Genomic DNA, 26633 nt, shown 5'->3' on the forward strand with positions numbered 1-26633 from the left:
GCGCAGGTGACGATAACTAAATGGCAAGCGCCCCCGCCTGAGGCCCCTCAGGACTAAAATGATCTTGAGACAGTTTCAAATGCGCATCCTCAAGCGGCGGCCGCCAACCGCACAAGGATGAGCACAACGTGACGAGCGCTCTGGAGCGTAGAGGGGACTAACCCGACAATCCCTTCCTTTGCGACATTGCGGCGGGGAAAAAGATTACGAGATGGAGCAGGCGTATTGCCAAAGGGGTCCAGCAGCGAGAGTTCGCGTTTTCCGCCTCGGCTGTGAACCCGCTTCCATTCGCTGATCTTGCTCAGGTCGAGGTCTACTTGCCATCGAGGGCTCATGTCCCAGCTCATAAGCAGGCGGTTCGGTAGGTCTCGGCCAGCACACGGCCCGGTGGCACTCCTGGGGTCCACACCGCAGGTTCAAACTGACCACCGACCCAGGGTTCGAAGACCGTTCCCGATCGGAACACCGAGCAGATTGTGCTCGCTCTCCCTCAAGTTACTGAAATCTTCGTGAAGACATTGAAGGCGTCGCAAAGGACGCCTCGACAACGACGGAGTCGCTTTAAGGGCCCGGCCACCGGATGCTTAGATCTCGTTGACAAGGGGTGCTATGGGATCATAACGTACCTAATTGGTATAACAGGTATGCCACATGATCGGAGTTCTGATCAAACAGCGGAAGCTTTCGGACGAGGTGGCAGCGCACCTCGAGCGGATGATCCGAGAGGGAGAGTTGGCCGAAGCCGACCGTCTCCCATCTGAACGGGAACTCATGCGGCAGTTCGGGGTAGGGCGGCCTTCCATCCGTGAGGCCCTGCTGCATCTGAGCAAAATGGGCCTTGTCGAGATAAAATCGGGGGAGCGTGCCCGCGTCACTCGACCCACTCCTCAATTCGTGATCGACGCCCTTTCAGGGCCGGCTCGGCACATGATTTCGGCGCCGGGAGGGGTTCACGACTTCCAGAGCGCGCGGCTGTTTTTCGAGGTCGGTCTTGCCCGCAACGCCGCTGTGCATGCTACCCCGGAAGACGTTGAAAGCCTCAAGGAGGCGCTCGAACTCAACCGGCAGTCGATCGGCGATCTGGCGCGCTTCGAGCGCACGGACGTAGACTTCCATTACGTGCTGGCGGTAATCACCCGCAATCGGATCTTTACAGCTATTCACGCGGCCTTAGCTGAATGGTTGCTCGAACAGCGTCGCACCACATTGGCCAAGGGTGAAGACCGCAAGGCTTACCAGGCTCATCGCGAAATCTTCGAGGCCGTCGCCGCGCGCGATCCAGACGCGTCAGAGGCGGCCATGCGCAGCCATCTCGAATATGTGGCCAAGCGGTATCTGCAACTTGCGAGGCCCAAGTGATGACCGGATTTGTCGTCTGGGTCGATTTCCGCCTGAGGCCTGGTGCCCGGGACAAATTCCGTGAACTAGTCGACGCCAATGCGACCGCCTCGATGCGCACCGAGGCCGGCTGTCGCCGCTTTGACGTGACGGAGGCGCGCGGCGAACCGGATCGGGTCCTGCTCTATGAGATTTACGATAGCGAGGCCGCATTCGAGGACCACTGCCGCACCGCTCATTTCGACGAATTCAATACGCAGAGCGCGCCGCTCGTCGTGACCAAGTTGGTGACGACCTGCGACCTCGTTCTTGAAGCCACGCATTGAAGCGAACATAGGCGGATTGGCCCATTGGGGCAAACGGGAGGAAGTGCATGTCGGAGCCAAGTCTCAGGGCGTTAGCTTCTCACAGGCGGGTCAAGCTCGGTACGCTCGTCGCCGAGTTCGCCACGCCGGGAATCGGTCACATCCTGAAGTCCGCTGGCTGCGATTTCGTCTTTTTCGACATGGAGCATTCGGGATTTAACTTGGAAACGCTGAAGAGTGCGATCCGCTATTTCGAGGCGGCTGACCTGCCGGTCATGGTGCGTGTGCCATCGCAGGACTACCACTTCCTTGCCCGCGCCATGGACATGGGCGCCGAAGGCCTGATCGCGCCGATGGTGAGCAGCGTCGAACAGGCGCAGCACATCATCAATTCCATGAAGTACCACCCTGCCGGCGCCCGCGGCGTGGCGCTGCAGATCGCTCATGACCGCTACCGGCCAGGCTCGGTCGCTGATAAATTCGAGGCCGCCAACAAGCGCTCGACGTTCATCTGCCTGATCGAGACCGCCGACGGCGTCAAGAACATTGACGGCATCGCGGGACTGGACGGGGTCGATTGTCTGTGGGTTGGACATTTCGATCTGTCCGTCTCGCTCGGCATTCCTGGCGACTTCGCCCACCCCACTTTCACTGCTGCAATGGCCAAAATCGTTGCCGCCGCCAAGAAGCACAACAAATCGCTTGGACGCTTGGTGCCCAACGTCGCCCAGGGACACGAGTTCTACGCAAAGGGCTTCGATTTCATTTGTTATTCAGGCGACGTTTGGGTCCTGCACGACGCGATCGCCGACGCGGTTTCCAAGATCCGGGCCGGGTGCCAATAGGAGCGGAGGAGACGATGGACAGCGTGAAATTCAGGGTGGCGCTTTCCGGTGATTTCCGCAGGCCGGACGGCTCGCCGACCTACCCAGATTTCGATCTGGAGCCGCTGCGCAATGCGACAGCTGTCGAGATGGTGTTCCTGGAGTCAAACAGTCCGCTTCGCGCCGACCAACTTGAGGATTTCGATGCGCTGATCCTCCTCGCCCATCGTTTCGATGCCACGAGTGTGCCCAGGAGCGGCCGCCTGGCCGTCGTTGCCCGCTTCGGGGTCGGCTACGACACTGTCGACGTTGAGGCATGCACCGCAGCCGGTATTGCCTTGGTCATCACGCCCGATGGCGTGCGACGGCCCGTCGCCGTATCCGTCATCACCTTCATGCTGGCGCTGACCGGCAAGCTGCTGACAAAGGACGCGCTCACCCGCAAAGGGTCTGTTGGTTTTGAGAAGCGCTCCGAACATATGGGGGTCGGCCTCGTCGGGCGTACGCTTGGGTCGCTGGGCATCGGCAACATCGGTGCCGAGGTCTTCCGCTTGGCGAAGCCCTTTGACATGCAATTCATTGCCCATGACCCGTTTGCCGACAAGGGGGTCGCTGCCGACCTGGGCGTCGAGCTGGTAGGGCCGGAGGATCTGTTTCGCCGCGCCGACGTGCTGTCGGTGAGTTGCCCCCTGTCACCCCAGACCCACCACATCGTCAATGCCGAGCGGATCGCCCTGATGAAGCCGACAGCTTACCTGATCAACACCGCGCGCGGCCCGATCGTCGACCAGAAAGCGCTGACGCAAGCACTGCAGGAGCGCCGCATCGCCGGCGCCGGTCTCGACGTGCTGGAACAAGAGCCTCCCGACGCAGACGATGCGATCCTCAAACTCGACAATGTCATCCTGGCGCCGCACGCGCTTTGCTGGACGGACCAGTGCTTTGCCGGCAACGGTGCCGCGGACGTCAAAGCGGTAATGGAGGTGCAGCGCGGTCGCGAGCCGCGCGGCGTGGTCAATCGCGAGGTGCTTTCGAGCGAGCTGTGGAAGACCAGGCTGTCTGGGCTCGCCGCCCGCTTTGGAACCTAGGAGGACACTGATTTTCGGCGCGCCGCCGCGGCCTGTTTGCGGCGACCTTACGGGAGGAAATGCTTGACCGCTGCGCCGGCGGACGAGTGAAGCAAAAGGAAAATGGGAGGACCAAGCACTATGAACGATCGTGAAAAACGTGACTTTCAGGCAGGTCTCGAAGCAGAGGTCGACGCCTTCATGCGCGGCGAAACCACCCGCCGAACTTTCATCACCCGCTTCGGTCAGATGACCGGCATGTTGGCCGTGTCCGGCCCGCTGCTGGGGATGATGACCGATTGGGCGCTGGCGCAGCAAACATTGGAATTGGCGGACGCCACGTCGCCGCTCGGCCAGGCGCAGGCCGCAGCCCTGAAAGCATCGAAGGAAGGGCCTGCGGACGGTTCCGCCTTTCGCGCGGCGGAGGCGGCCAAGGCGCATTCGGGCGTCACCCTCAACATGACCTACGAGGCTGGCCTGCAGGCACTCGACCCGCGCAATTTCAGTGGGCCGATGTGGGAGCAGCTTACCGGGATGAAGTCGAATGTCGTCGAGCTGTCGAACCCGGACCAGTACTCCAAGGCGGTCGCCGAGCACATCGCCGGCTCGGGTGCCTATGACGTCCTCGACATCTCGCCGGCCTGGACGCCGTCGCTTGCCGATGGCGGCGTCATCGCCCCGCTAGACGACTACATCGCCAAATACATGAACCCGGCAGACCTCGAGGACTATCATCCCCTGTACAAGGCGCTGCCGACCTACAAGGGCAAGATCTGGGGGTTCTTCGACGACGGCGACATGTTCGCTCTCTACTACCGCAAGGACATTTTCGAGGATCCGAAAATGATGGAGGCTTACCAGGCGAAGTTCAACGCCAAGCTTGGGCCGCCCAAGACATGGGAAGAATATGCCCAGATCGCCCAGTTCATCACCGACCAGATGGCGCCAAAGGTCTATGGCGCGGGACATTTCCGCAAGGCGGGCAGCCCCGGCAATCAGTTCGACTTTCTGCAGCAGTACCGGGCCAACGGCGGAAAACTCTTCGGCGACGACATGAAGGCAGGTTTGGTTTCGGATGCCGGCGTCAAGACGCTGACAAACATGCTCGCCGCAAACAAGGCCTCGATCCCCGGCAACAACGAGCTCGACGCCGTCTCCTTGTGGGCGGCTTTCCTGACCGGCAAAGTCGCGATGATCTATTCCTGGCCTCCTAGCGGCCGTATGGCGGCGAACTATTCGCAGTCGGCCACGGCAATCAACTTCATTCCGCAGTCCCAAATCGCCGGCAAGGTCGGCTATGCCGTGGTTCCGGGAAATCCGGAACATGCCACCGGCTACAACAAGGCACTGTCGGCCGACTCGCCCAACCCTGAGGCGGCGTATCTGTTCATGCAGTGGGTATGCTCGCCACCCGTCTCGCTGGCACGTTGCATGCTGCCCTACGCGCTACGCGACCCGTACCGCATCTCGCACTTCAAGTCCGAGCTCTACGGCGCGCTCTTCCCGAGTGCCAAGGAGTACCTTGCCAACCTCAACAACTCGGCAAACGTCGGTCTGCTCGACCCGATCATGCCAGGCGCGCAGGACTACTTCTTGAGCATCGATCGCATGTGCACGGCGGTGTGGGCTGGTGCGGATCCGAAGGCGTCGCTTGAAACGGCGGCCGCCGAGTGGAACGAGACGACCGACCGACTGGGTGTGGATTCGCAGAAGGGCTTCTACACCGAGTTCTTGAAACTGCCTGGCGCCACCGCCGACAACACGGTGGAAAAACTTGGCATGGCGGTCACCCTCTGAAGGGAGGCGGACTCTCTGGAGCAATTGGTGTTGCGGGCGCTTGGCTCGCAACACCTCCCCGCTAAGCGGCGATTGGATACGCCTATGCAGCCCACAGCCACGATCCGCCATTTGAAGGCCGCCGGCGCACCGCCCCGGCTGTCTGCCTTTGCCCAATGGGCTGACCGTCATTTCAAGTGGCTGCTGGTCGCCCCCGCTGTGCTGCTGATATTGGCACTGTCGATCTATCCGCTTCTGTTCTCGCTGGTGGTATCCTTCATCAACTACGACTTCCAGGTGCCGGGCCACGCCTTTGTCGGATTGAAGAACTTCGAGCGGGTCGTGTTCGATCCCGTAGCACGTTGGTCGCTGTTGCTGACAGCATCGCTGTCGGGCATCAGCGTCGCTATAGAGTTCGTTCTCGGCCTCCTGGTGGCGCTGACAATGGTGCGCAGCTTTCCGGGCCGCGGTGTGATCATGTCGATCCTGATCGTGCCGCTGTTCATCAGCCCGGTCATCGTTGGCCAAGCCTGGACGCTGCTCTTACAGCGGCCTTTTGGACCGACCAACTATGTCCTGACGCAACTATTGGGGCAGGAGGTTACGATCGGCTGGATGACGGAGCGCCCGTGGCTCTACGTCTCGCTGATCATCGCCGATGTCTGGCAGTGGACGCCGTTCATGTTCGTCATCCTGCTCGCCGGGCTGACCGCAATCCCACCCAATCTCTATGAGGCGGCAGAACTCGACGGCGTCAACGCCTGGCAGGTTTTTTGGGCGATCACGCTCCCGCATCTCGGGTCGATGATGCTGCTGGCGCTGACCTTCCGTCTGCTCGACGCAATCCGTATGTTCGATACCATTTTCATCATGACAGGGGGTGGCCCAGGAACACAAACCTACACGGCCTCCTATTATCTTTATACCATAGGCTTCACGCAGTTTCATCTGTCGCAGGCAACAGCAGGAAGTTGGCTGTTCCTGATCTTTACGGCGCTCATCGTGACGTTGCTGGTGCGTCGGCTCTTGAAGGTGGAACCGGTCTGATGGCCGCCGTCGCGCCCGCCCGCCGCAGGAAACGCCGGTCGTTGCCGATCGGCCGAATTCTGCTGCTGGGGTTCTTCCTGGTGTTCGTGCTCTGGCCGCTCTACTGGATGTTCAACACCTCCATCAAGCCCAGCGACGACTACCTCACCGTACCGCCTGTCTGGTTCCCCGCCGCTCCGACGCTTGTCCACTACAAAGCTGCGCTGTTCGCCTATCGTGGTCTCGACGGGCTCATCAACAGCCTGATTATTTCGCTTTCGGCCACGGTGCTTTCGGCACTGATAGGCACGCTGATGGCCTATAGTCTGGCGCGCTACGACACGGGCGGCCGGCATCTGTCCTTCTGGGTGCTGTCGCAGCGCTTCCTGCCCCCGATCGGCATTGTCCTGCCGGTATTCCTTATCTACCGCGGCGTTGGGCTGTACGATACCCATATCGGGCTGATCATAGCTTACACGGTCTTCACGCTGCCGGTGTCCGTTTGGATGATGTTTGCTTATTTCCGCGGCATGCCGAAGTCGATGGAGGAGGCGGCCCTCGTCGATGGCTGCACGAGATGGGAGGCGTTCTGGCGCGTTGCCGTGCCGCTGGCAGCACCAGGCATTGTCGCGGCGGCTGTCTTCGCCTTCATTGCATGCTGGACGGAGTTCTTCTTCGCTCTGATCTTGACCAGCCGAACTGCCTTTACGCTGCCAACGGTCTTCCGCGCCTTCATCGGCTTCCAGGGCGCGCAATACGGCGAAGCCGCGGCCCTTGCCATCGTCTCCCTTGTGCCATCGATCGCCCTTGGAGTGCTTGCTCAACGACATCTCGTGCGCGGGCTGACGCTCGGCGCCGTTCGCGGATAGGAAGGGAAGGCATGGCCGAAGTCAGAATTACCGGCTTGCACAAGCGCTACGGCGCGTTCCATGCCGTGCGCGGCATTGACCTCCACATCCGCGACGGCGAGTTCACTGTCCTGGTTGGGCCCTCCGGTTGCGGCAAGAGCACTCTGCTGAGGACCATCGCAGGACTGGAGGAGAGCTCACAAGGCACGATCGAGATTGGCGGCGAGGTGGTTAATGATTTCCGGCCGCGCGATCGCGACGTGGCAATGGTGTTTCAAGATTATGCGCTCTATCCGCATATGAACGTGGCCAAGAACATTGGCTTCGGCCTCAAGGCTCGCAAGATGCCGAAGCCAGAGGTCGAGGTGCGCGTGGCCGAGGCGGCACGCATGCTTGGGATCACTCCGTTGCTGGGGCGTTTTCCGCGCCAATTGTCCGGTGGCCAACGCCAGCGCGTCGCCATCGGCCGCGCCATAGTCCGCAACCCCCGCATCTTTTTGTTCGACGAGCCGCTGTCCAACCTCGACGCACAACTCCGCGACGAAATGCGCGGCGAAATCAAACGCCTTCACCAGGACATTGCGACAACGATGATCTACGTCACCCATGACCAGATCGAAGCGATGACGTTGGCTGACCGCATCGTGCTGATGCGCGACGGGTTGATAGAGCAGCAGGGCGCGCCACTCGAGTTGTTCGAGCACCCGGCCTCAACGTTCGTCGCTGGGTTCCTGGGTTCGCCGCGGATGAGCTTCCTGCCAGGTACCCTTGCCTTGGACGCAGGCGCCGCTGCCATCCGGCTCGCGGATGCACTGCTGCCTTTAGCGCGCGGCAGGGGGCTGAAGGGCGTCGCGGACGGACAGCAGGTGCTGCTCGGGTTGAGGCCAGAACACCTCACTCGTGCGCACACTGCAACGCCGGAGCAGGGCACGTTTCGCTATGAGGCAACGATCGACCTGCTGCAGCCGACCGGCTCGCGCAGTTACGCGACATTCCGACTGGCCGGCGTGCCGGTGATGGCTGAGCTGCAGGCGCACGATGTCAGCCGTCCGGGCGAGAAGCTTGCGATCGACATCAACATGAACCGGGCCTCGATCTTCGACGCCACGACGGAGCGCGCAATTTGACCTCGGCAGCTTCCCTGGCAGTCCGCTTGTGTGGCACCGAAGAGCTCGAGGCACCGCTGCGCACACTGCGCGCCGGATCCTTGTCGGTCGCGTTCGACAATGGGGCGTTGCGTTACATCCACGTCGGGACGATCGAGATCTTGCGCGGAATCTCGTTTCTTGTACGGGACGAAAACTGGGGAACATGTACCACCGTTCTCGATGATCTCCGGATCGACGAGAGGCCGGATGCGTTCGCCATTGAATACCGTGCAACATGTGCCGCAACATCCGGCCGCCTGATTTACCGGGCGCGCGTCTCAGGCAGTGGCGATGGTGCGCTGTCGTTTGTGGCGGAGGCAGAGCCCGAGACTGACGTTTTGACGAATCGGACCGGCTTCGTCGTCCTTCATCCGATCGAGGGCTTAGCCGGCAAGCCGATAAAGGTGCTGCATGAGGATGTTCACGACGAGCTATCGTTCTTTCCGGACCACATCGATCCAAAATGTCCGTTCACCGACATCCGGGCGTTGTCGCACGAGATCGCGCCTGGGATCTGGGCGACATGCACCATGGAGGGTGATGCCTTTGAGATGGAGGACCAACGCAATTGGTCTGACGCCTCCTATAAAACATATGTCCGCCCTCTGCGTCGCCCGTGGCCTTACAGACTGCCCAGGGGCCAGAAATTCACGCAGGCCGTCCGGCTTCACGTGTCAGGAACGCTCCCTGCCGGGACGTCTGAAAATCGCAATCCACTCATCAACCTGACCATCGGCGGACCGGTCGGCCGAGTGCCCCGCACTGGCGTCGGCGTCGCCGCCGACGAGGCAAAGCACGCGCTCGAAACCCCCGAGCTCCTACGACGAATGGCTCCCCAGTGGATGGTCTGCCAGGTCGATCTCCGGATCGCACACGGCCAGGACGAACTAGAAAGCTACGCCGCGCTCGCACGGCTGACCGGCGCTGGCGTGGTCCTCGAGATTGTCACCAAGGGCACGCGCGATCCATTCGGCGAATTGGCGCCGGTCGCGGATGCTGTCCACTCACTCGGCCTCAAACTAGAAGCTGTCTCCGTATTTCCGGCGCAGGACATGACATCCGTACAGCCGGGAGCACCGTGGCCGACTATGCCCAGCTTCCACGAAAGCTACTCCGCTGCTCGCCGGGCTTTCCCAGGCATCGCGCTGGGCGGCGGCATGGCCGCTTACTTCACCGAACTCAACCGCAAGCGTCCGCCAGCCGAAGCGCTCGACTACGTGACCTTCACCACCTGTCCAAGCGTGCACGCCGCAGATGATGTCTCGGTGATGGAGACACTTCAGGCAATCCCCCATCTAATCCGCTCCGCGCATGCTTTCATGGGGGAACGCTTGCCACTGCGTATCGGTCCCATCCAGCTCGGCTGCCGTGAGAACCCATACGGAAGGAAATCCACTGCGCCGAATGAAGCGAACGCTCGCGTCTGTCTATCGCGCATTGATCCTCGTCAGCGCGGGCTGTTCAATGCGGCTTGGACTGTCGGATATTTCGCGGCCTGCGCTCGCGAAGGAATCGAGGCCGTCGCGTTCGGTGACTTCGCTGGCCCCTTTGGCCAAATCCATAGGAAGGCTGATTTCGTGCAGCCATGGTATGACCAGCAGGATGGCCCAACGGTCTATCCCGCTTTCCATGTCTTGGCTGGTCTCTCAAAGCTCGGCGGAGCCACCTTGCTGTCCGTAGGAACTTCCGGCTGTGACGGCGTCGTGACGATCGCGGCTGAAAAAGATCGCCGCGTGACCCTGTGGGTCGCTAACCTTACCGCCAAGACGCAATCTGTGAGGCTTTCGGATTCGCCGAGCAGCGCCCGCATTGCTCTTCTCGGCGCCGAGCAGTTCGAGCGGGCGGCAACCGATCCCGACTTCATGGAAAGTTCCGCAAGACCGCTGGATGATCAAAGCATCTCGCTTGGCGCCTACGCCGTCGCGCGAGTCGACCTCGATCGATCGTCTTAGGCCTAGCCGATGTTCGCTGTTTGGCCAAACCCCCGTCAAAGATGAGGGTGGTAGTTCCATACTCTAAGGCAGCGCGCGGGATCCATCTCGCTTATACGTTCTACTATCGCGACGCCGACCAGGCTCGCCAGGTTCCGCCTGCCGAGACGCCAAGTTTTGAGGCCGCTCGCGCCGAAGCGATCCGTTGCGTAATCGGGCGATGACGATATGACCGGATGGTTAGTGCGCATGCGCGATCAGGCAGGCAACGAGCTTTGCACGATCAGCGTCTGCGAGGCCGAAGCCCCACCGCAAACGGAAACAAGCCGGTTAGGCAGCACCGCTCACGTCTGTGTCGATACGCCAGCCCTTATTCAATTAGATCGTCGCCGATCGGAACTTTTGTGATGTTGAGCCCTTGTCCATTGAACAGTGGAGGTACCAATGGCTAACCTGGGAAAATTGGCGATCGCGATGCTCGGCGTCTTGGCATACCAAAATCGCGACAAGATCGGCGACATGATCCGTGGAGCGGGTGATCGCAACCCAAATGATCCGCAAGGCGGGATTCTGGATCAGCTTTCAAAAGGCGTTTCGGGGACCGCGCTTGGCGATATTCTCGACCGGTTCAGAGGGGCAGGCGCCGGATCGAAGGTCGATTCGTGGGTAGGCACCGGGCCGAACGAGCCGATCCAGCCAAGCGAGGTGGAAGCAGCCATAGACGAAGAAACCCTGACTTCCCTCTCGATGCAGACCGGCCTTTCGCGCGAGGAACTCATAAGCCGGATCACGCGAGATTTGCCTGAGGCCGTCAGCAAGATGACGCCTACTGGTGAATTGCCCGTTGAGGCGCCGAAAAGCTCCGGTGAGACGACCTTGCTCGACGACGTGTCATCGCACAGGACGCAAGCGAATTCAGGCGGTCAAAGCGATATCTAAGGTGACGGCTATCCATCAGGGAGAGATACTAAATCGTACTGGCGCGCGAGTTGGCATGATCGGGCAGGGCGGTCACGGTGGTCATACAGCAAACGTACTTGCCCAGTTGGATCTATTGGCCGCGCTACTCGATTCCCGCTGGCGCATTCCAGGCACATCAATTCGTTTTGGACTGGATGCGCTCGTAGGTCTGGTTCCCGTACTCGGAGATGCGGCGACGGGCATTATCTCGGCCTACATCGTCTTGCGAGCTCGAAACGTCGGTGCCGGAAATGGGTTGGTCGCCCGCATGCTAGGCAACGTGCTGCTGGATACGCTCGTAGGAAGTGTCCCAATTCTCGGCTCGATCTTCGACGTCTATTTTAAGGCGAACAATCGCAACATCAGACTGCTGCGCCGTCACATCAACAAGTGAGGCGGATAAGCAATCGTCGCGATGCAATTCTTCTAAAAGGCTCGGAACCGACAGGGGCGCTGGGGCTTGAGTCGCGATTCCTGGAGTCGCGAGCATATGACCAGTGCCATTGACCGGCTTTCGTTCATCGAGTTCCAATCGCCCACACTGGTCGAGAAAGCTCCCGAAGGCGGAGATTGGCTTCACGAGATCAAATATGACGGCTACAGGACGCAGCTGGTCGTTGAAGGCGGAAAGGCGCGAGCATTCACACGTCGCGGCCACGATTGGTCCCACCGTTACAAGAGGATTGTTCAGGCCGCGGCAAGCCTGCCGGTCAAATCCGCTATCATCGATGGTGAAGCTGTCGTCCTGGGCGACACCGGCCTGCCGGACTATCAAGCCCTGGAACGTGAGCTGGGCAACCCAAGTTCGCTGCGGATGACTCTCTACGCTTTCGACCTCCTGTACCTCGATGGCCGTGATCTACGGGAACAACCGTTAGTGAAGCGCAAGGCTGCGCTGAAGAAGCTGCTGACCGAAACCGAGCCAACCCTGACTTATGCCGAGCATCTGGAGGTGAACGGCAATGATATGTTCGACCATGCCTGCCGGATGGGCATAGAGGGAATCGTATCCAAGCGAGCGGATGCTCACTACCGCTCGGGCGTCCAGACCAGTTGGGTCAAGGTCAAATGTGTCAAGAGCGACACTTTTCCAATCGTGGCTTTCGTCGAGAAACTTGGCGCGCAGCCGCGCCGCATCGCATCGTTGTACATCGGCAGGCGAGAGGGCGACCGGCTGCTTTATGCCGGGAAGGCCCAGACCGGCTATACGCTGGACGCAGCCCGGCGCGTTAGGGAGCGGCTTGATCCGCTTGTAATCGCCAAGTCACCGCTGTCGGAGCCGATCAAGAAGCCCAAGGCGACATGGGTCAAACCAGACGTTCTTGCCGAGGTACAATTCAGTGGCGTGTCTGACCGCGGCATCTTGCGGGAGGCGGTCTTCAAGGGACTACGCGAGGATCTTAAGGCAATCCCGCCCAAGCCTCCATCGCCCTCCAAGCGGAGGTCGGAAGGACAACACGGCGTCCCGCGCGAGAACATTCTCCAGCTGCTACCCGATGCGGTTGCACCTTCCAAGGAAGGGCTGGCAGACTATTGGCGGCGGGTCGCTGATCAAGCTCTAGTTCATCTGGTTCGGCGACCGCTGAAGCTGGTCCGCCACGCCTCCGGCGCAACCTTCTATCACAAGGGACCGCTACCTCGGATACCGGCGTCCGTGCACCAGCTCGGGGTTCAAAAGCGCGAAGGCGGCGAAGGCATTCGGGTATGGATAGATGACATGGATGGTCTGCTTGGCTTGGTCGAGATGGATGCCGTTGAGCTTCATCCTTGGAACGCGACGATTGACGACATCGAAAATGCGGACCGGCTCGTCCTCGACCTCGATCCCGGAGAAGGCGTCCCATGGGACGCTGTTATCGAGGCCACGCTGGCGCTACGGGGCATCTTGGAAGCGGCAGGCTTGGAGAGCTGGCCAAAGGTCACCGGCGGCAAAGGCATCCACTTGATGGCCCAGCTCGTTGCGAAGGTGACCCATGACAGCGCCCGGAAACTGGCCAAGTCGCTCGCCCACCGTCTGGTTGATACCGATCCTGACCGATACCTGTTGTCAGCTGACCCCGCAGCTCGAGGAGGCCGGATCTTTCTCGACTATCTCCGCAACGGACGGGGCAATACCGCAATAGGCGCTTTTTCCCCGCGAGCGCGGCCCGGCTTCCCAATTGCCCACCCGGTCACATGGAAGCAAGTCGAGGCGGGCATCCGGCCAGACGTTTTCACGCTCGCGCAGCCTTTCAGACCCGCTCGTCGAAAAGCCGCGTGATACGTCGCGACCATCAGCCGATATCAGCCCGTTTCTTGCCTCGCGTTCGAGCTTCTTCCGGTCGTTGCCGTGTTCTCTGATTAGCTCGCGGACCTGTTCTGGCGTGATACGATGCTGTTTGGCGAAATAGCGAACCTCATAATCTTCATCGACTGATACACGGTTGTGATCTCGAAAATCACGCTTGCTCTTATCGTCTGCCATTATCTTTCCTCCTGATCAGAGAAACAACGACCGACGTTGTATGTTCCCGGCCCCTCACTGGGGCCGCAGCCATTGCGAAGGTGATCTGGCGAAAGTTGGTTGGCCGAAGGCGAGGGTGATTTCGTTTGCTGTTCGGGATAGCTGACCGTTGATCGAGCCTGCCTGCGGGCCTCTTGGTTTTTACGACGCCAGTAGGAACCCAGACGGGTCGCAGATGATTCAGATGCGCATCCGGGCTATCAACGAGGATCTTGAGCAAAATGGCGGGCAGTGACCACGAAGGCGACAAAGCTGCGCTCCGGGAAAGCCCAAAGTTTCGTCTACGACGCATGACCCGGGTCACAGTGCCGAGGCACGAGTTGGACTTCATCACAAGGTCGGCCGCATAGACCACGCCGGAGCTCTCGCAATGTTGCAGAGGCATATGGGAGCTCGAGAGGCGGTCTTTTCGGAACTGATGGCTCGGCCAGAGCGCTAGACCAGCCATGTCTCGCCTTTCTTGGCGCCTCGATCAAAAACTGGAGGCCAAGAGTGGTCTTTCCAGAACCTGGTTTCCCTTCGATGAGATGGGAGCGGTTCCAGGCGGAGCCGCCACGAAGAATGTAGTCGAGCGCGCTAACTCCAGTTGCGATCGCTGAGGCGTCCTCTCTGTCCAACTAATCCCCGATGTAATTTCGAGAACCAGATAACGACGGGCACCTTTGGCGGTTCCACGTCTCTCGGTGAGCGCTCTTGTCGTGAGACTCACGAAAAGGCGACAGGAAACGCGGAAAAAAAGGCGCCGTACCTCTCGGAGCCCTTTTTCAAGTTCACTTTGGAACCGGCAACCTACCAGCCTTGCCGGCCATACCAGTCATCGATGTCGCGCTGAGCGCGGTCCTTCTCAATGCCGTAGCGCTCCTGAATCTTGCCTTCCAACTGATCGCGGTTACCGGCAATACGGTCCAGATCATCGTCTGTGAGTTTGCCCCACTGTTCCTTGACCTTGCCCTTTACCTGCTTCCAATTGCCTTCGACACGGTTCCAGTCCATGGCACCTATCCTTGTTTGTTTCGGACTGAGAAAAACGCCGTCAGGCTACCGGAGTTCCCGTCAAGTTTGAGCAGATCGACCCATCGAAGCGTGGCGAGGTAGGCGGCCCGAAGCAACCCGCTCTGGAACGCGATGATGGCTTGCCGCGCCGGCCGTGTTCTCCACCGTCTTGGCCACAGTCGCTCGCGAGACCGGCTTCGTTGGACAAACACCGACAGGGATAGCATGAAGCCAACTATGCTGCGTTCGTCATCCAAGCCTGGCGTCAGATACTAATTCTTGCTGTTGGGAGCCATGTTCCCTGCGGCTTTTGCCCTGAAGCGCCTTACCCGGCTGCGTGTGCCGCAGCTCTCATCGGAGCACCACCGCCTGCGCCCGCCACGCGAGGTGTCGATGAAAAGCCAACCGCAGTTCGGCCCGGTGCACTCGCGCACGCGGCGGCGGTCATTCCTGGACACCAAAAACTCGGCTGTCTCAAAGGCCACGCGGTGGCCGATCGTGTTCAGACTGGCTGCGTCGGTCCACTGCCAAGCGAGGCGGTCGCCGGACGGGAAAAGCGAGCGCTTCGGCAGGGCTAGGGCGACTGCATCGCGCACGATTTGCAAGGCATCGTCCGGCACCCGGGCGCCTGCCGCCTCGGCCTGGAGAGCCGCGTAAACGGCCTCGCGCAAAATCTTGGCCTTTTCCAATGCCGCCTCCGCAAGGAGCGGGCGGGCGGAAGCCTCCACGAGCAGTGCTCGCGCCTCATCGACGTCGATCAAATCGGCACGTCCAGCCCAGACGACCAGGTCGGCATAGGTCTGCAAGAGGTCTGGCCCCCATACATCGCGTCGCGCGTCGACCGTGTTGACGAAGTCCAGGCAGGCGTGACCGCCAACCATGCGCATGTCGACGATAGTCTTCGCAAAATCCATCCCGGAAACATCGGTTTGCGGAACCGTATTGGCAAGAGGCCGTTGTAACGAAATAAACGTCTTTTGGCCGTTACAACGAACCAACAACGACCCGGCGAAGGCTGCTTCCGATGAACCGCAACACAGCGACATTTCTGGTTTTATGTGTGATCTGGGGCACCACGTGGATCGGTATCAAGGCAGGGATCGCCACCGTGCCGCCTCTGATGTTCGCAGGCACGCGTTTTACAGTAGCCGGCTTGCTGATCCTCAGTGCGACGCGCTTAAGGGGCGCTGCTCTACCACGGGTGGCGAAAAGGAACTGGCCGCGCCTTTTCGTTGTTACGTTGTTCATGATTCCGCTTTGCTATGGCCTACTCTTTTGGGGCATGCTCTATGTCGATACGGGCACCGCGGCTGTTCTTGAGCTTTCGCTGACCCCTGTCACGCTGCTTGGATTTGCGTTGCTTCTGGGGGACGAACGCTATGACGGCCGCAGGCTTTTTGCGATTTTGCTCGGTGCGGCCGGTCTGTGCATCCTGTTCGGGCCCGAGGCCTATGCTGGTTGGACACACGCAGACCAGCAGGGCAGGGGGCTCCGGCTGCTGGCGATGACAGCGGTGGCGTCGGCAGCTGTAATCTATGCATGGGGTTCGGTGCTCGCGCGGCCGCTTCTTGAGGTATATTCATCGGACTTCATCGCCGGCTTCACCACCCTTTTCGGGGGCGCATTCCTAATTCTCATCTCACTCGTTGTGGAGCCAGGCGCGGCCGCGGCTCTAAAAGGCGATTGGGGCTGGCCGGCCTGGGTCGGGTGGCTGTTCCTCGTGCTGTTTGGTTCGTTCATAGGCTACACACTTTTTATCCGGCTCCTGCACGAAATCGGCGCCTCGCGCGCCGGAGCATTTGCCTTCGTCTCACCCGTGATTGCCGTCGTGCTTGGCATGATCACCTACGGCGAGGAGGTTAGCCTGATCGACATCATCGGCATGGCTATCATGCTCTTCGCAGCGTTTCTTGCGCTACGCGAGCGCAAACAGGAAACATCATCCGCTTCCCCGCCGTTGATTCCACGCTCCGCGCGGGCCGTGGCAGAACATGAAAGACGGCGCGCGCATCCAGCCGCCAATCAGCCTTGAGATGAAAAAGCACAAGGTTCTCGTCTATGCGAAAAGAGCGCTCTCCCGGCAGCGTATCCCACCTACCACCGGCGGCGAGGAAAGCTCCAGCTCATATGACAACACTAGTCGGCGAGGGCTTTTGCCGAGTTGCTGTCAAGATTGCAGGCGGGATTTGATGGAAAAATCGCGAGGCTGCAATCAGCGACCTATTCGTTCCGATGGCAATGCAGGCTATCCGCCAACACGTCGACAGACTGTCAGCCGCATCGCTTCAGTTCGGCCACCTGAACCCCGAGACGGAATGCCTGACCATCGGCATAAGAACGTGCATAGCTTTCGGCTTCGAACGGAAACGTCAGGGTGCTGCCGTAGGCGTTGACGCGGACCGTCCACTTCTTGTCGCGAACGAGTTCGACCGAATTGTCGGGCGACGTCATGATTTCCTCCGGCACCAGCAAGGCGGAGGCACGGATAGCGTCGCGAAGGTTGTTTGAATGCAAACAATCCGACACGCTCATGTCGCTTGTTCTATACGCCTCGACTTTCTCTCAATTGGCGTAGCGCCACGGCTGCAATGTTGGTGGCGCTAAGTCCCCTAGCTGCCAAGACCGTTCCCATCGCGTGGGTCCCCTTGCGGCCTCACGCAGCGACCTTTCTGAACCCAATCGCCGAGATCGTCAGCCCGCAGTGTCATCGAGAGAATAGCCGGCAAGCCGCACGGTGCGAATGGCAACTCTGCGACAACTGCTTCAACAACTTTCGCGACTGGCTCATGTGAACGTCGACCACCTGGGCGCTCACACTGGCTTTCTGCGACCGGCCAGCTGCGATGAATTCATCACGGCTGATCACCTTTCAGGATCCTCGAGCATGTGGCGCACCAACTTGAACTCGATCGGCCCAAGAGGAATCTCCCCCCGGTGCTGTAAACACGGTGGTATCGAGCTCCATCTCGACGTCGCGATATGTCAGTGGTCTGCGCTTCTGCGCCAATTTCGTGACGGTAGCCCAATCGCGAGCCTTCGCAGGTGGTCGAGGAGCTATTGCGGCGCAAATGGTCTGATGAAGCGTTCATCGACCCCGGGCTGCAACAGCCTGTGCTGACCTTCAGCGCCTGGGGATATCAAGGCGACACAGGGCGGGGAATTGGTCCGGGCATCCCGCTACAGCCGGCCGCTCCCGTCGCCAGCTCATTGTCTGGCCGACAGTCCAGCACAATTCCCACGCACCGGCCTTTTCGCGGCAAGACCTAGCGCGTCATCGATCGAGCGGGCCAGCTTGCTGCCGAAACCATCCACCTGCAGAATGTAGCCTCGGAGCAGGTAGAACTCCGCATCCTGCGAGGGAGATGCACCGGCCGCGGCTCCGTCGAACTCAGCGAGGGAAACGGAAGTCAGCTCTTCGCAGTTCAACTTCGAGAGCAGACGTTCCTGGATTGGCCTTGGCACATTTGTCAACGGTCGATTCCAATGGCTGTCAAAGAGTACGGCGCGACATTGAGGCGCCAGCGAACCAGCTCGAAACCGGTCGAGCTAGTATCCGGGCCGGGTCAATCCGAGACAATTTCGTAGTGAAGAAGCTGGGCTTCGTCGAGGGCCGACTTCACTCCAGGCGAGATGACGCCGGAGCCGAAGAGGATAATATCTTCACGGCGTACGAATACTTCATGGCCGAGTCCCATGGACACAAATGTGCCCGAAGAGCTTCGTTCGAGAAGCCGAGCTCTGCCATTCAATATGGTGAAGGCGGCGTGGCGCCTCGATACCCAGGGCCGCTCGACGATGATATCGCATTCCGCCGATCTGCCGATTGTCACGGATTCGCCGTTTCGACAGGATCGCAGCTGATCTCTGTAGCGGATGACCAGATGAATCTGCCGCGGCAGGACCGAGCGTCTATCTGTAGTGGCGCCATGGCTGGTGATCTGCGTACCGGGGGCCCCATCGTCGCTCCACAGGGTATAGACATCGAAGAACTCTTGCTTCCCCTTCAAGGCCATTTTGTCGAGGAGCCGCAGGCCCTTGCGGCTTCTCGGGGAAAGGGCTTCGCAGAAGCTCTGGCTGATCAGCACCTCTCCGGGGTTCGCCGTGGTGGACAACCTTGCAGTGACATTGACAACGTCACCGAATATCGCGCCCCGCGCGCGAATGACCGCCCCGAAATGCAATCCGATACGGGCGCTCAACGGCCCTTTAGTCAGTTGATGGGTAATTTGGCAGACGGCCCTCAGCGCCATTTCCGGGCTCTCGAAGAGGCTGAGTATGTCATCGCCTTTCGAGTAAATGAAATCACCACGGTGCTTGGCGACAATCTCGCGCATCGTGTCCAGGCAATCCGAGACCTGCTGTAGAGCGGCATCGTCTCCGATCCGCTCATAGAGCGGCGTGCTGCCCACGACATCAGCTAAGAGGACTGCGGCAAGAAGCGTCTCCTGATCCATCGATCTCGTGTCCGACCCGAAAACTCAGCGTGCGTGTATAGCACACGAGGTCGCCTGCAACATATCTGCTCGAGCGCCTTGGATCGGTGCGATGCTTCAGGTGATCGTGGCGGGTTGGACGAGCGTATGCCATTCGTCGGCTTCGTGCCGACATCCAGAACCCTCTTCGCCCCAATCGTTCGCGACCTCGGTGCTATGAGTGGACTTGGTCTTTTTAGGTTCGGAAAGGCTGAACGAGTTGCAACGAGCGACGCCCTTCTCATGCACCATCAACCACGACCCGATCTCGTCCCTCCGACTTCGCGCGGAATAGTGCCAGATCGGCGGCTTTGACGAGATCATTCGGGCTCTCGTTCGTATTTGGGACCGGTGGCGACGCCAACGCTGTGCTTTGCGATAAGATCACGGATCCATTGATCAGATTTCAGGTATATTCTCTTTGAAGATCACCTGAAGTCGTGGTTGATGCGGTTCATAGTTCAGGTGCCTGACAGAGTGGCTTAAAATGTTGAGCGCTTCCCGCGCCTCGACGCGCGGATTTTGATCTATGACCGCATCGAGCGTCCCATCCAACAAAAGTTCCTTGGTGCCGTCTGTCACCTCGTGGCCGAGAAAGAGAATGTCTTTCGCGCGTCCACGCTCCTTGAGCGCCCGAGCGATGCCGGTGTTGCCGGCGCCGACATTGTAGATCGCGGCAAGATCGGGGTGCCGGTCCAGAAGCGCTGATGCTTCCGAATAAGCCTTCTCTCGGTCATCCAGCATTTCGCGCATCTCGACGATCTCGAGATTGGGCGACTCCTCGGTCAAGATGTGCCGGAATCCCATCTCGCGTTCCTCATGGCCGCGATAGGACAGCGAGCCGGCGAACAGCGCCACCTTGCTTGGGCGTTCCGATCCCATGAAACGGTTGAGAAGATACCCGGCCAACCGCCCGGCGGCGCGGTTGTCTATGCCGATATAGGCCACCCTCGGCACATGCAGGATGTCGGATGCGATGGTCACCACCTTGACGTCATTGGCCGACAGCGAGCGGATCGCCTCGCGCACCGTCGGATGATCGAGCGCGATCACGCCGACGCCTTGTGTCTGTCCACGCAATTCTTGCAGCAGGCGGGCGAGCCGGTCGGGGTTGAAGCCCTCTATGGTGGCGATGTGGACGTCGAGATCGGGGCGCGCCAAGGCCTGCGCCTCGATGTGTCGATGCAGCATCTTGATGAAGGAATTGGTGCCGGCCGGCAGAGCGAAGTCGAGACGGATGACCTCTCCAGGTGAGGGCCTGGGCGGCGCTCCGTTCGGGCCCTCGGCGATGTAGCCGAGGCGCTGCGCCATTTCGAGCACGATCTCACGCGTGCGCGCCCGCACACCTGGCCTGTTGTTCAGCACGCGGTCGACGGTGGCGGCGGAAACGCCGGCTTCCCGGGCTATGTCAGTCAAGGTGGAACGCACCGTCTTTCATCTCCTCAATGCATCAGATCGCACAATGCCGCTAGCCCGTCCGACGGCCACAGCTGCCAGCCATCAGCGATTCTGATGGAAAATGATGTATCCAGCCTTAGCCGATGCGCAAGGAGGTTGGGCTAAATCGCGTCGTGATACGTCCCGTGCTACGAATGCAGATTTCCCATCAAATCGAGGCATTGAGCCGGTGTGTCGACCTTTGCATGACGTATTTTCTCCGCAGTTGCGGTGTTACGATGTATTTTGAGTATTTATGATGTTGACAGCCTTCCGGTGCTGCCGTCAATATCCCTCAGATGGGCTCGTGGAGGAAACATCGGGCCTGAGGGAGGAATTCCAATGTCTGATTTGATCCGCATATCGCGACGCGGCTTGTTGGCGTCCGGAGGAAAGGCGGCGGCGTTCGTGGCTGCGGCTGGTATCGCACCGCAATTCATCCGTCCCGGCCGTGCCGTTGCGGCCGACGCGCTGGCGCCAGGCATGGTCGGCGGCCCCACCGGTTTCGAGGGCGCAGAGCGCTATCAATATGGCGCCGACACGCCGGAAGGCCGTGCCGTTGAGGCGGCCAAGGCCTTGAAGGGAGCTGGCAAGGCACCGGCCAAGATCGTGCTTGGCCTGTCGGATGGCTCGATTGGCCAACTCACACAGCCTTTCCCTGCGGGTGCGCCGTCGATCAAGGAGCTGTGGGAAAAGGAGACCGGCATCCAGATCGAGATCGTCGGCCTGCCGAACGGCCAGGAATTCACCAAGACGATGCAGGACATCTCCACCAAGGGTGGGGCCTATGACATCTACTCGACGGAATGGAACCGCCTCGGCGACCTTGCCGAGACCGGCGGCATCGCCAAGCTCGACGACTTCGTCGCCCAGTACAAGCCCGAATGGGACGATCCCAAGACCGGCTATGTCGACGGCGCCAAGGGCGTGTCGCTGCTCAACAAATATCGCGGGTCCAACTATGGCGTGTCGCTGGACGGCGACTTCCAGACCTGGGTCTACCGCACCGACCTGTTCGGCGACGCTGCCGAGCAGAAGGCGTTCAAGGACAAATTCGGCTACGATCTGGCGCCGCCGAAGACCTGGAAGCAGCACAGTGACATCGCGGGCTTCTTCCAGCGGCCCGACAAGGGCCTGTTCGGCTCCACCGACCTGCGCAACCAGGGCTGGGGCTACACCAACTGGTATCAGCGCTATGTCTCGATGGCATCGCCCAACCAGTTCCTGTTCGGCGACGACGGCAAGCCGCTGATCAATTCCGAGCACGGCATTGCCGCCACCAACGAATATGTCGGCTCGCTGGTTCATCACTCGCCGGACGCGATCTCCTGGGGCTGGCCGGAGCAGTATGGAAATTTCGCCAAGGGCGGCGCGGCGATGACCTGCGCCTTCTCGAACCTGCCGAAATTCCTCGACAATGCCGGCAACAAGGATTCTGCCGTCACCGGCAAGATCGGCTCGATGCTGCCGCCCGGCCGCGAAGTCGACGGCAAGCTGATCAGCCGTTCCGTGCTGTGGTTCTCGCTGACCGGCATGGTCTCGTCGCAGTCGAAAAACCAGGAGGTCGCCTACCTTTTGCTGCAGTGGCTGGGCTCCGCCCGCATCTATGCCTGGATGAGCGCCAATCCGGGCGGCTATCTCGATCCGTTCCGGCTCTCGGATTTCTCCGATCCGCTGGTGCGCCAGACCTACCACGCCTACCACATCGACGTGGTGCGCGAGACCGTCGCCCGCACGGTGCCGACGATCAACTATCCCGGCGCCACCGCCTTCCACAACGCATTGGACGAAAATCTGATGGCGTCGCTGACCAAGGCCAAGACAGCGGAACAGGCGATGGCCGACACGGAAGCGGAGTGGAAGAAGATCGCCCGCCGCATCGGCGAGGACAAATTGCTCGAAGCCATCAGGACGAACAAGGAGGCCTGGCCGACGGTTCTCGACCCGATCAGCTGATCCGTCTCCCTGGATCAGCGCTGGAGGGGAGGAGCATCTGTTCCTCCCCGCCGCAGTCAACGCCACCAGCAAAGCAGCCAGATGAAGCGTTCCGTCCCCTTCGAGATATTCCGCTACGCCGCGATCTTCGCGGCGATGGCGGTGACGCTGGTACCGATCCTGTGGATGGTGTCGATGGCCTTCAAGCCGATCGCCGAATGGTCGGCGACCGGCGCCGACCTGACATGGTGGCCGAAGAACCCGACGCTCGGCAATTTCCAGTTCGTCTTCGGCGAGTCCAACAACAATCTGATCGTGGCGCTCGACCGCACCGCGCTGAAGCCGATCCTGTCGTCGCTGCTGTCTTCGGTGTTCGGCACGGCGATCGCAATGTCGGCGGGCACGGCTGCGGCCTACGGGCTGTCGCGTTTCGGCTCCGGCCAGAACCTGCCGCTGGCGCTGATCCAGCTCAGGCTGTTTCCGCCAATGGCGGTGATGATCCCGGTCATGATCATGTGGGCCTTCCTGAACTTCACCGACAGCTGGTTTGGCCTGGCCCTGATCTACGGCATCGTCACCCTGCCGTTCGCTTTCTGGCTCATGAAGACCTTCTTCGACGACATGCCGCGCGAGATCGAGGAAGCGGCGCTTGTCGAAGGTTGTTCGCGGCTGCGCGTCTTCACGCGCATCACGCTGCCGATGATGCGCGCACCGCTGGCCAGCGCCGCCCTCTTCGTCTTCATCCTCAACTGGTCGGACTATTTGATCGCGCTGCTCCTGACGACGCGTGAATGGGTGACGATCCCCGTCTACATGGCCTCGCTGTCCTCCTCGATGACCGGGCAGCTCTATGGCGCCAAGGCCGCGCTCGGTCTTATGGCCGCGGTGCCGCCGGTCATCATGGGCATTGCCATCCAGCGCCATCTGGTGCGCGGGCTGACGTTCGGCGCGCTCAAGCAATGAGCGCGGTGACCGTGACTGTCTCAAAGGACGCAAAGGCCGCGCTTGGCAAGCCCGCGCTGCGGGACGAGGGAGTGCGGCTGGGATTCCGGCTGACGCTGCCGGCGCAGATCCTGGTGCTCTTCATCTCCGCCTTCCCGCTGCTGATGCAGCTCTACATCAGCGTCACCGACTGGTCGCCCCTCTCCGGCCTGGGCTGGTGGAACGCATGGGAGATGTGGAACAGCTTCGCCAACTACACCGACCTTGCCGCCGATGCGCGCTTCTGGAGCGCGCTGAGGCGCACGGCTATCGTCATGGTCGTGTGCGTGCCTGTCGAATTCCTGCTTGGCCTGGCATTGGCGACGCTGTTCGCGGACGATTTTCCGGGCAAGCGGGTCTTCTATTCGATCCTGCTGATGCCGATGATGGTGGTTCCGGCGGTGGCCGGCTACATGTTCTTCATGCTGTTCCAGTCGGGCGGGCCGCTGAACGACATCCTGTCGGCACTCAGCGGTTCACGCGTCACCATCGCCTGGCTGTCTGACCCCACACTGGCGCTGATCGCGGTGATCATCGCCGATATCTGGCAGTGGACGCCGCTGATGTTCCTGATCCTGCTTGCCGGCCTGGTCGGCGTGCCGCAGGACCAGATCAAGGCGGCGACCCTGCTCGGCGCCAACCCGTGGCAGCGCTTCGTCACCATCGTGCTGCCGAAGATGAAGACGATCATCATCATCGCGCTGGCGATCCGCGTCATCGAGAACTTCAAGATCTTCGACACGCTCTACATCATGACCGGCGGCGGCCCCGGCATCGCCACGGAGACGATCTCCGTCTACATCTACAAGGTCACGACGCAGGACCTGATCTGGGGCTATGTGGCGGCGATCGCGCTGGCCATCCTTGTCGTGCTTTCGATCGTTGCGGTATTGGCCATGAAGCGCATGGCGCGGGCAAGGCTGGTGCCGGCATGAGCGCGATCCAGCTGCGCAACCTGGTCAAGACCTTTGGCGAGTTCACGGCGCTGAAGACCATGGATCTCGATGTCGCCGATGGCGAGTTCATGGCGCTCCTCGGGCCTTCGGGCTGCGGCAAGTCGACGACGATGAACATGATCGCCGGCATGGAAGAGCCGACCAGCGGCAAGATCCTGTTCGGCGAGCGCGACATGGCCGGCGTGCCCATGGGCCGCCGCGGCGTCGGCTTCGTTTTCCAGAACTACGCCATCTTCACCCACATGACGGTGCGCCAGAACCTTGCCTACGGCCCGCGGATGCGCGGTGCGGCGACAGCCGAGATCGACCGCCGCGTCGGCGCCATCGCCGAGCTGCTGCAGTTGACGCCGCTGCTCGACCGCAAGGCCGACCGGCTCTCGGTCAACATCCTGCAGCGGGTGGCGATCGGGCGCTCGGCAATCATGGAGCCGGCGATCTTTCTGCTCGACGAGCCGCTGTCCAATGTCGACGCCGCCTTCCGGGCGGTGATGCGGACCGAGCTCAAGCAGCTGCAGCGCCAGTTCAGGCAGACGATGGTCTACGTCACCCATGACCAGCTCGAGGCCATGACCATGGCCGACCGCATTGCCGTCATGGATCACGGCGTGCTGCAGCAGGTGGGAACGCCGCTGGAAGTCTACAACAATCCAGCCAATGTCTTCGTCGCCCGCTTCATCGGCGCTCCGGGCATGAACCTGCTGAAGGGAAGGCCGGCGGAGAGCGACCGGGGCCTGGTGGTCGATCTCGGGCCACTGGGGGTCACGCCGACGCTGCCGGATGCGCTGGCCGCCACCTTGCGCGGATCGCGCTCTGAGGTGCTTTACGGCTTCCGGCCCGAACAGGTGTCGCTGGTGCAGAGCGGGCAGGGCCTCGCCATGCCGGTGAGCTTCGTCGAGCGGATCGGCGCGAGGACCATCGTCCATCTCGGCGATGGCGAGACCGCCGTGAAGGCGGTGTTCGACAATGCTGTCGGACTGTCGATCGGCGAGCTTGCCGTCGTCGCCCCCGTGGCATCGTCCGTGCGTGTCTTCGATGCCCGCAGCGGCATTGCGATGAAGGCAGGTTGACATGGCCGATATCGTCTTTCGCAATGTCAGCAAGCGTTACGGCACGACGCTCGCGGTCGACGACGCCTCGTTCACCGTCAATGACAACGAATTCTTCTGCTTCTTCGGGCCGCCGCTGTCGGGCAAATCGACAATCCTGCGCCTGGTGCTCGGGCTGGAGACGCCTGACGCCGGAGAGATCCTGATCGGCGGCAAACCGGTCAACACCGTCTCGCCGGCCGAGCGCAATGTCGCCATGGTGTTCCAGAACCTGGCGCTGTTCCCCCATATGAGCGCGCGCGAAAATGTGCGTTTCCCGCTGGTCGAGCGCAAGGTCGCCGAGGCCCAGATCGAGAAGCGTGTCGCCGATGTGGCCGCCAAGCTCCACATCGGCCATATTCTGCACAAGCCGCCGGCGCAGCTTTCCGGTGGCGAGCGGCAACGCGTGGCCATAGCCCGCGCCCTGGTGCGCGACCCGAACGCCTATCTGATGGACGACCCGATCTCTGCGCTCGATGCGCGGCTGCGCGAGGAAACGCGCGTCGAGCTCAAGCGCATCCAGCGCGAACTCGGCAAGACGCTGATCTACGTCACCCATGACCAGGAAGAGGCGATGTCGATCGCCGACCGCATCGCGATTCTGGAGAATGGCAGGATCCGACAGATCGGCGCCCCGTCCGAGATCTACGACCGCCCGGCGAACACCTATGTGGCGCGACTGCTTGGTTCGCCGATGATGAACATCCTCAAATCCGTTTGCGGCGAAGATGGCCTCGAGGCCGCCGAAGGCACGGTCAGCATCGACGATCGCGCTGCTCCGGCCGACGCGATCGAAATCGGGCTCAGGCCGGAGGACATCAAGGTCCGGCCCTGGGTCGAAGGGGGCGCTGGCCGCCCGGCGCGCGTATTCGAGGTCGAGCCCCTTGGCGGCTACACGGTGGTAACGCTCGCCGCCGGAGAGGCGCGGCTGAAGGCGCTGCTGCGCGGCCAGCCCGACATCAGGCCGGATGCGGTGGTAGCGATATCCTGCGAGCCGGCCCGGGTGCATTATTTCGGGCAGGACGGAGGCGCGTTGGCGAGATGATCG

Annotated in this window: 25 protein-coding genes and 1 pseudogene; 18 read left to right on the plus strand and 8 right to left on the minus strand. The window is 61.0% G+C overall.

Annotated elements, in window-relative coordinates; genetic code table 11:
- Nucleotides 1-651 precede the first annotated feature (651 nt).
- The 12 genes from nanR to ligD all read left to right on the plus strand — a co-directional run bounded on the left by nanR (nt 652) and on the right by ligD (nt 13483).
- Nucleotides 652-1359 carry a transcriptional regulator NanR gene (gene nanR, locus AC3EML_RS17880; protein ID WP_023693327.1) on the plus strand — a complete coding sequence of 236 codons (708 nt, stop codon included), beginning with the start codon at nt 652-654 and terminating at the stop codon, nt 1357-1359.
- Nucleotides 1359-1664: a putative quinol monooxygenase gene (locus tag AC3EML_RS17885; protein WP_023734095.1), complete on the plus strand. Its 306-nt coding sequence runs from the start codon at nt 1359-1361 to the stop codon at nt 1662-1664. Before nanR ends, AC3EML_RS17885 begins: the two co-directional genes overlap by 1 nt.
- 47 nt (nt 1665-1711) lie before the next feature.
- Nucleotides 1712-2488 carry an HpcH/HpaI aldolase family protein gene (locus tag AC3EML_RS17890; RefSeq protein WP_023730901.1) on the plus strand — a complete coding sequence of 259 codons (777 nt, stop codon included), beginning with the start codon at nt 1712-1714 and terminating at the stop codon, nt 2486-2488.
- A gap of 14 nt (nt 2489-2502) precedes the next feature.
- A complete protein-coding gene (locus tag AC3EML_RS17895) occupies nt 2503-3555 on the plus strand; it encodes an NAD(P)-dependent oxidoreductase (protein WP_023693330.1) in 1053 nt (350 codons plus the stop codon).
- A gap of 120 nt (nt 3556-3675) precedes the next feature.
- Complete coding sequence (locus AC3EML_RS17900) at nt 3676-5331, plus strand: extracellular solute-binding protein (RefSeq protein ID WP_023693331.1); 1656 nt, start codon at nt 3676-3678, stop codon at nt 5329-5331.
- A gap of 27 nt (nt 5332-5358) precedes the next feature.
- Entirely contained in the window at nt 5359-6357 is a 999-nt protein-coding gene (locus tag AC3EML_RS17905) for a carbohydrate ABC transporter permease (protein WP_245260549.1), read from the plus strand.
- Nucleotides 6357-7205: a carbohydrate ABC transporter permease gene (locus AC3EML_RS17910; protein WP_352521844.1), complete on the plus strand. Its 849-nt coding sequence runs from the start codon at nt 6357-6359 to the stop codon at nt 7203-7205. The genes AC3EML_RS17905 and AC3EML_RS17910 overlap by 1 nt, the downstream gene beginning before the upstream one ends.
- 11 nt (nt 7206-7216) lie before the next feature.
- Nucleotides 7217-8311 carry an ABC transporter ATP-binding protein gene (locus AC3EML_RS17915; RefSeq protein ID WP_023693333.1) on the plus strand — a complete coding sequence of 365 codons (1095 nt, stop codon included), beginning with the start codon at nt 7217-7219 and terminating at the stop codon, nt 8309-8311.
- On the plus strand, nt 8308-10284 hold the full coding sequence (locus AC3EML_RS17920; protein ID WP_352521845.1) for a D-apionate lactonase family protein: 1977 nt from the start codon (nt 8308-8310) through the stop codon (nt 10282-10284). The genes AC3EML_RS17915 and AC3EML_RS17920 overlap by 4 nt, the downstream gene beginning before the upstream one ends.
- A 423-nt stretch (nt 10285-10707) precedes the next feature.
- Nucleotides 10708-11202 carry a YidB family protein gene (locus tag AC3EML_RS17925; protein ID WP_352521846.1) on the plus strand — a complete coding sequence of 165 codons (495 nt, stop codon included), beginning with the start codon at nt 10708-10710 and terminating at the stop codon, nt 11200-11202.
- Between the two features lie 55 nt (nt 11203-11257).
- Entirely contained in the window at nt 11258-11617 is a 360-nt protein-coding gene (locus tag AC3EML_RS17930; protein WP_352521847.1) for a DUF4112 domain-containing protein, read from the plus strand.
- 96 nt (nt 11618-11713) lie between these two features.
- Nucleotides 11714-13483, plus strand: a complete 1770-nt coding sequence (gene ligD / locus AC3EML_RS17935; RefSeq protein ID WP_352521848.1) for a DNA ligase D — start codon at nt 11714-11716, stop codon at nt 13481-13483.
- 54 nt (nt 13484-13537) lie between these two features.
- Here ligD and AC3EML_RS17940 read toward each other — a convergent pair.
- The 4 genes and pseudogenes from AC3EML_RS17940 to AC3EML_RS17955 form a co-directional block, all read right to left on the minus strand.
- Nucleotides 13538-13687, minus strand: a pseudogene (locus AC3EML_RS17940) (DUF3606 domain-containing protein); the annotation flags it as partial.
- A 320-nt stretch (nt 13688-14007) separates the two neighbouring features.
- A complete protein-coding gene (locus AC3EML_RS17945; protein WP_488505275.1) occupies nt 14008-14343 on the minus strand; it encodes an ATPase domain-containing protein in 336 nt (111 codons plus the stop codon).
- Nucleotides 14344-14515: 172 nt separating this feature from the next.
- Nucleotides 14516-14719: a CsbD family protein gene (locus AC3EML_RS17950; RefSeq protein WP_023682266.1), complete on the minus strand. Its 204-nt coding sequence runs from the start codon at nt 14717-14719 to the stop codon at nt 14516-14518.
- Between the two features lie 272 nt (nt 14720-14991).
- Entirely contained in the window at nt 14992-15633 is a 642-nt protein-coding gene (locus tag AC3EML_RS17955; RefSeq protein WP_023713722.1) for a CGNR zinc finger domain-containing protein, read from the minus strand.
- 110 nt (nt 15634-15743) lie between these two features.
- Here AC3EML_RS17955 and AC3EML_RS17960 point away from each other — a divergent pair, with 110 nt between their 5' ends.
- Nucleotides 15744-16751, plus strand: coding sequence for a DMT family transporter (locus AC3EML_RS17960; RefSeq protein WP_084569994.1), 1008 nt, complete (start codon nt 15744-15746; stop codon nt 16749-16751).
- A 239-nt stretch (nt 16752-16990) separates the two neighbouring features.
- Here the strand turns inward: AC3EML_RS17960 and AC3EML_RS17965 are convergent, their stop codons facing one another.
- The 4 genes from AC3EML_RS17965 to AC3EML_RS17980 all read right to left on the minus strand — a co-directional run bounded on the left by AC3EML_RS17965 (nt 16991) and on the right by AC3EML_RS17980 (nt 20619).
- On the minus strand, nt 16991-17251 hold the full coding sequence (locus tag AC3EML_RS17965) for a hypothetical protein (RefSeq protein WP_023731708.1): 261 nt from the start codon (nt 17249-17251) through the stop codon (nt 16991-16993).
- A 672-nt stretch (nt 17252-17923) separates the two neighbouring features.
- The gene (locus AC3EML_RS17970; protein ID WP_023731707.1) at nt 17924-18190 is read right to left on the minus strand and encodes a hypothetical protein; all 267 of its coding nucleotides are present in this window, start codon (nt 18188-18190) and stop codon (nt 17924-17926) included.
- Between the two features lie 92 nt (nt 18191-18282).
- A complete protein-coding gene (locus tag AC3EML_RS17975) occupies nt 18283-19173 on the minus strand; it encodes an adenylate/guanylate cyclase domain-containing protein (RefSeq protein ID WP_023731706.1) in 891 nt (296 codons plus the stop codon).
- A 417-nt stretch (nt 19174-19590) separates the two neighbouring features.
- Nucleotides 19591-20619, minus strand: coding sequence for a LacI family DNA-binding transcriptional regulator (locus AC3EML_RS17980; protein ID WP_023697399.1), 1029 nt, complete (start codon nt 20617-20619; stop codon nt 19591-19593).
- A gap of 351 nt (nt 20620-20970) precedes the next feature.
- On the opposite strand from AC3EML_RS17980, the gene AC3EML_RS17985 reads away from it, so the two are divergent.
- From AC3EML_RS17985 to AC3EML_RS18005, 5 genes are all read left to right on the plus strand, one after another.
- On the plus strand, nt 20971-22584 hold the full coding sequence (locus AC3EML_RS17985) for an extracellular solute-binding protein (RefSeq protein ID WP_023682259.1): 1614 nt from the start codon (nt 20971-20973) through the stop codon (nt 22582-22584).
- Nucleotides 22585-22665: 81 nt separating this feature from the next.
- Nucleotides 22666-23526, plus strand: coding sequence for a carbohydrate ABC transporter permease (locus AC3EML_RS17990; RefSeq protein WP_023689431.1), 861 nt, complete (start codon nt 22666-22668; stop codon nt 23524-23526).
- On the plus strand, nt 23523-24479 hold the full coding sequence (locus tag AC3EML_RS17995) for a carbohydrate ABC transporter permease (protein WP_352521849.1): 957 nt from the start codon (nt 23523-23525) through the stop codon (nt 24477-24479). Before AC3EML_RS17990 ends, AC3EML_RS17995 begins: the two co-directional genes overlap by 4 nt.
- Nucleotides 24476-25567, plus strand: a complete 1092-nt coding sequence (locus AC3EML_RS18000) for an ABC transporter ATP-binding protein (RefSeq protein ID WP_352521850.1) — start codon at nt 24476-24478, stop codon at nt 25565-25567. The genes AC3EML_RS17995 and AC3EML_RS18000 overlap by 4 nt, the downstream gene beginning before the upstream one ends.
- Before the next feature lies 1 nt (nt 25568).
- Nucleotides 25569-26630 carry an ABC transporter ATP-binding protein gene (locus AC3EML_RS18005; RefSeq protein ID WP_352521851.1) on the plus strand — a complete coding sequence of 354 codons (1062 nt, stop codon included), beginning with the start codon at nt 25569-25571 and terminating at the stop codon, nt 26628-26630.
- Nucleotides 26631-26633 lie beyond the last annotated feature (3 nt).

Source organism: Mesorhizobium sp. P170090, assembly GCF_057786115.1.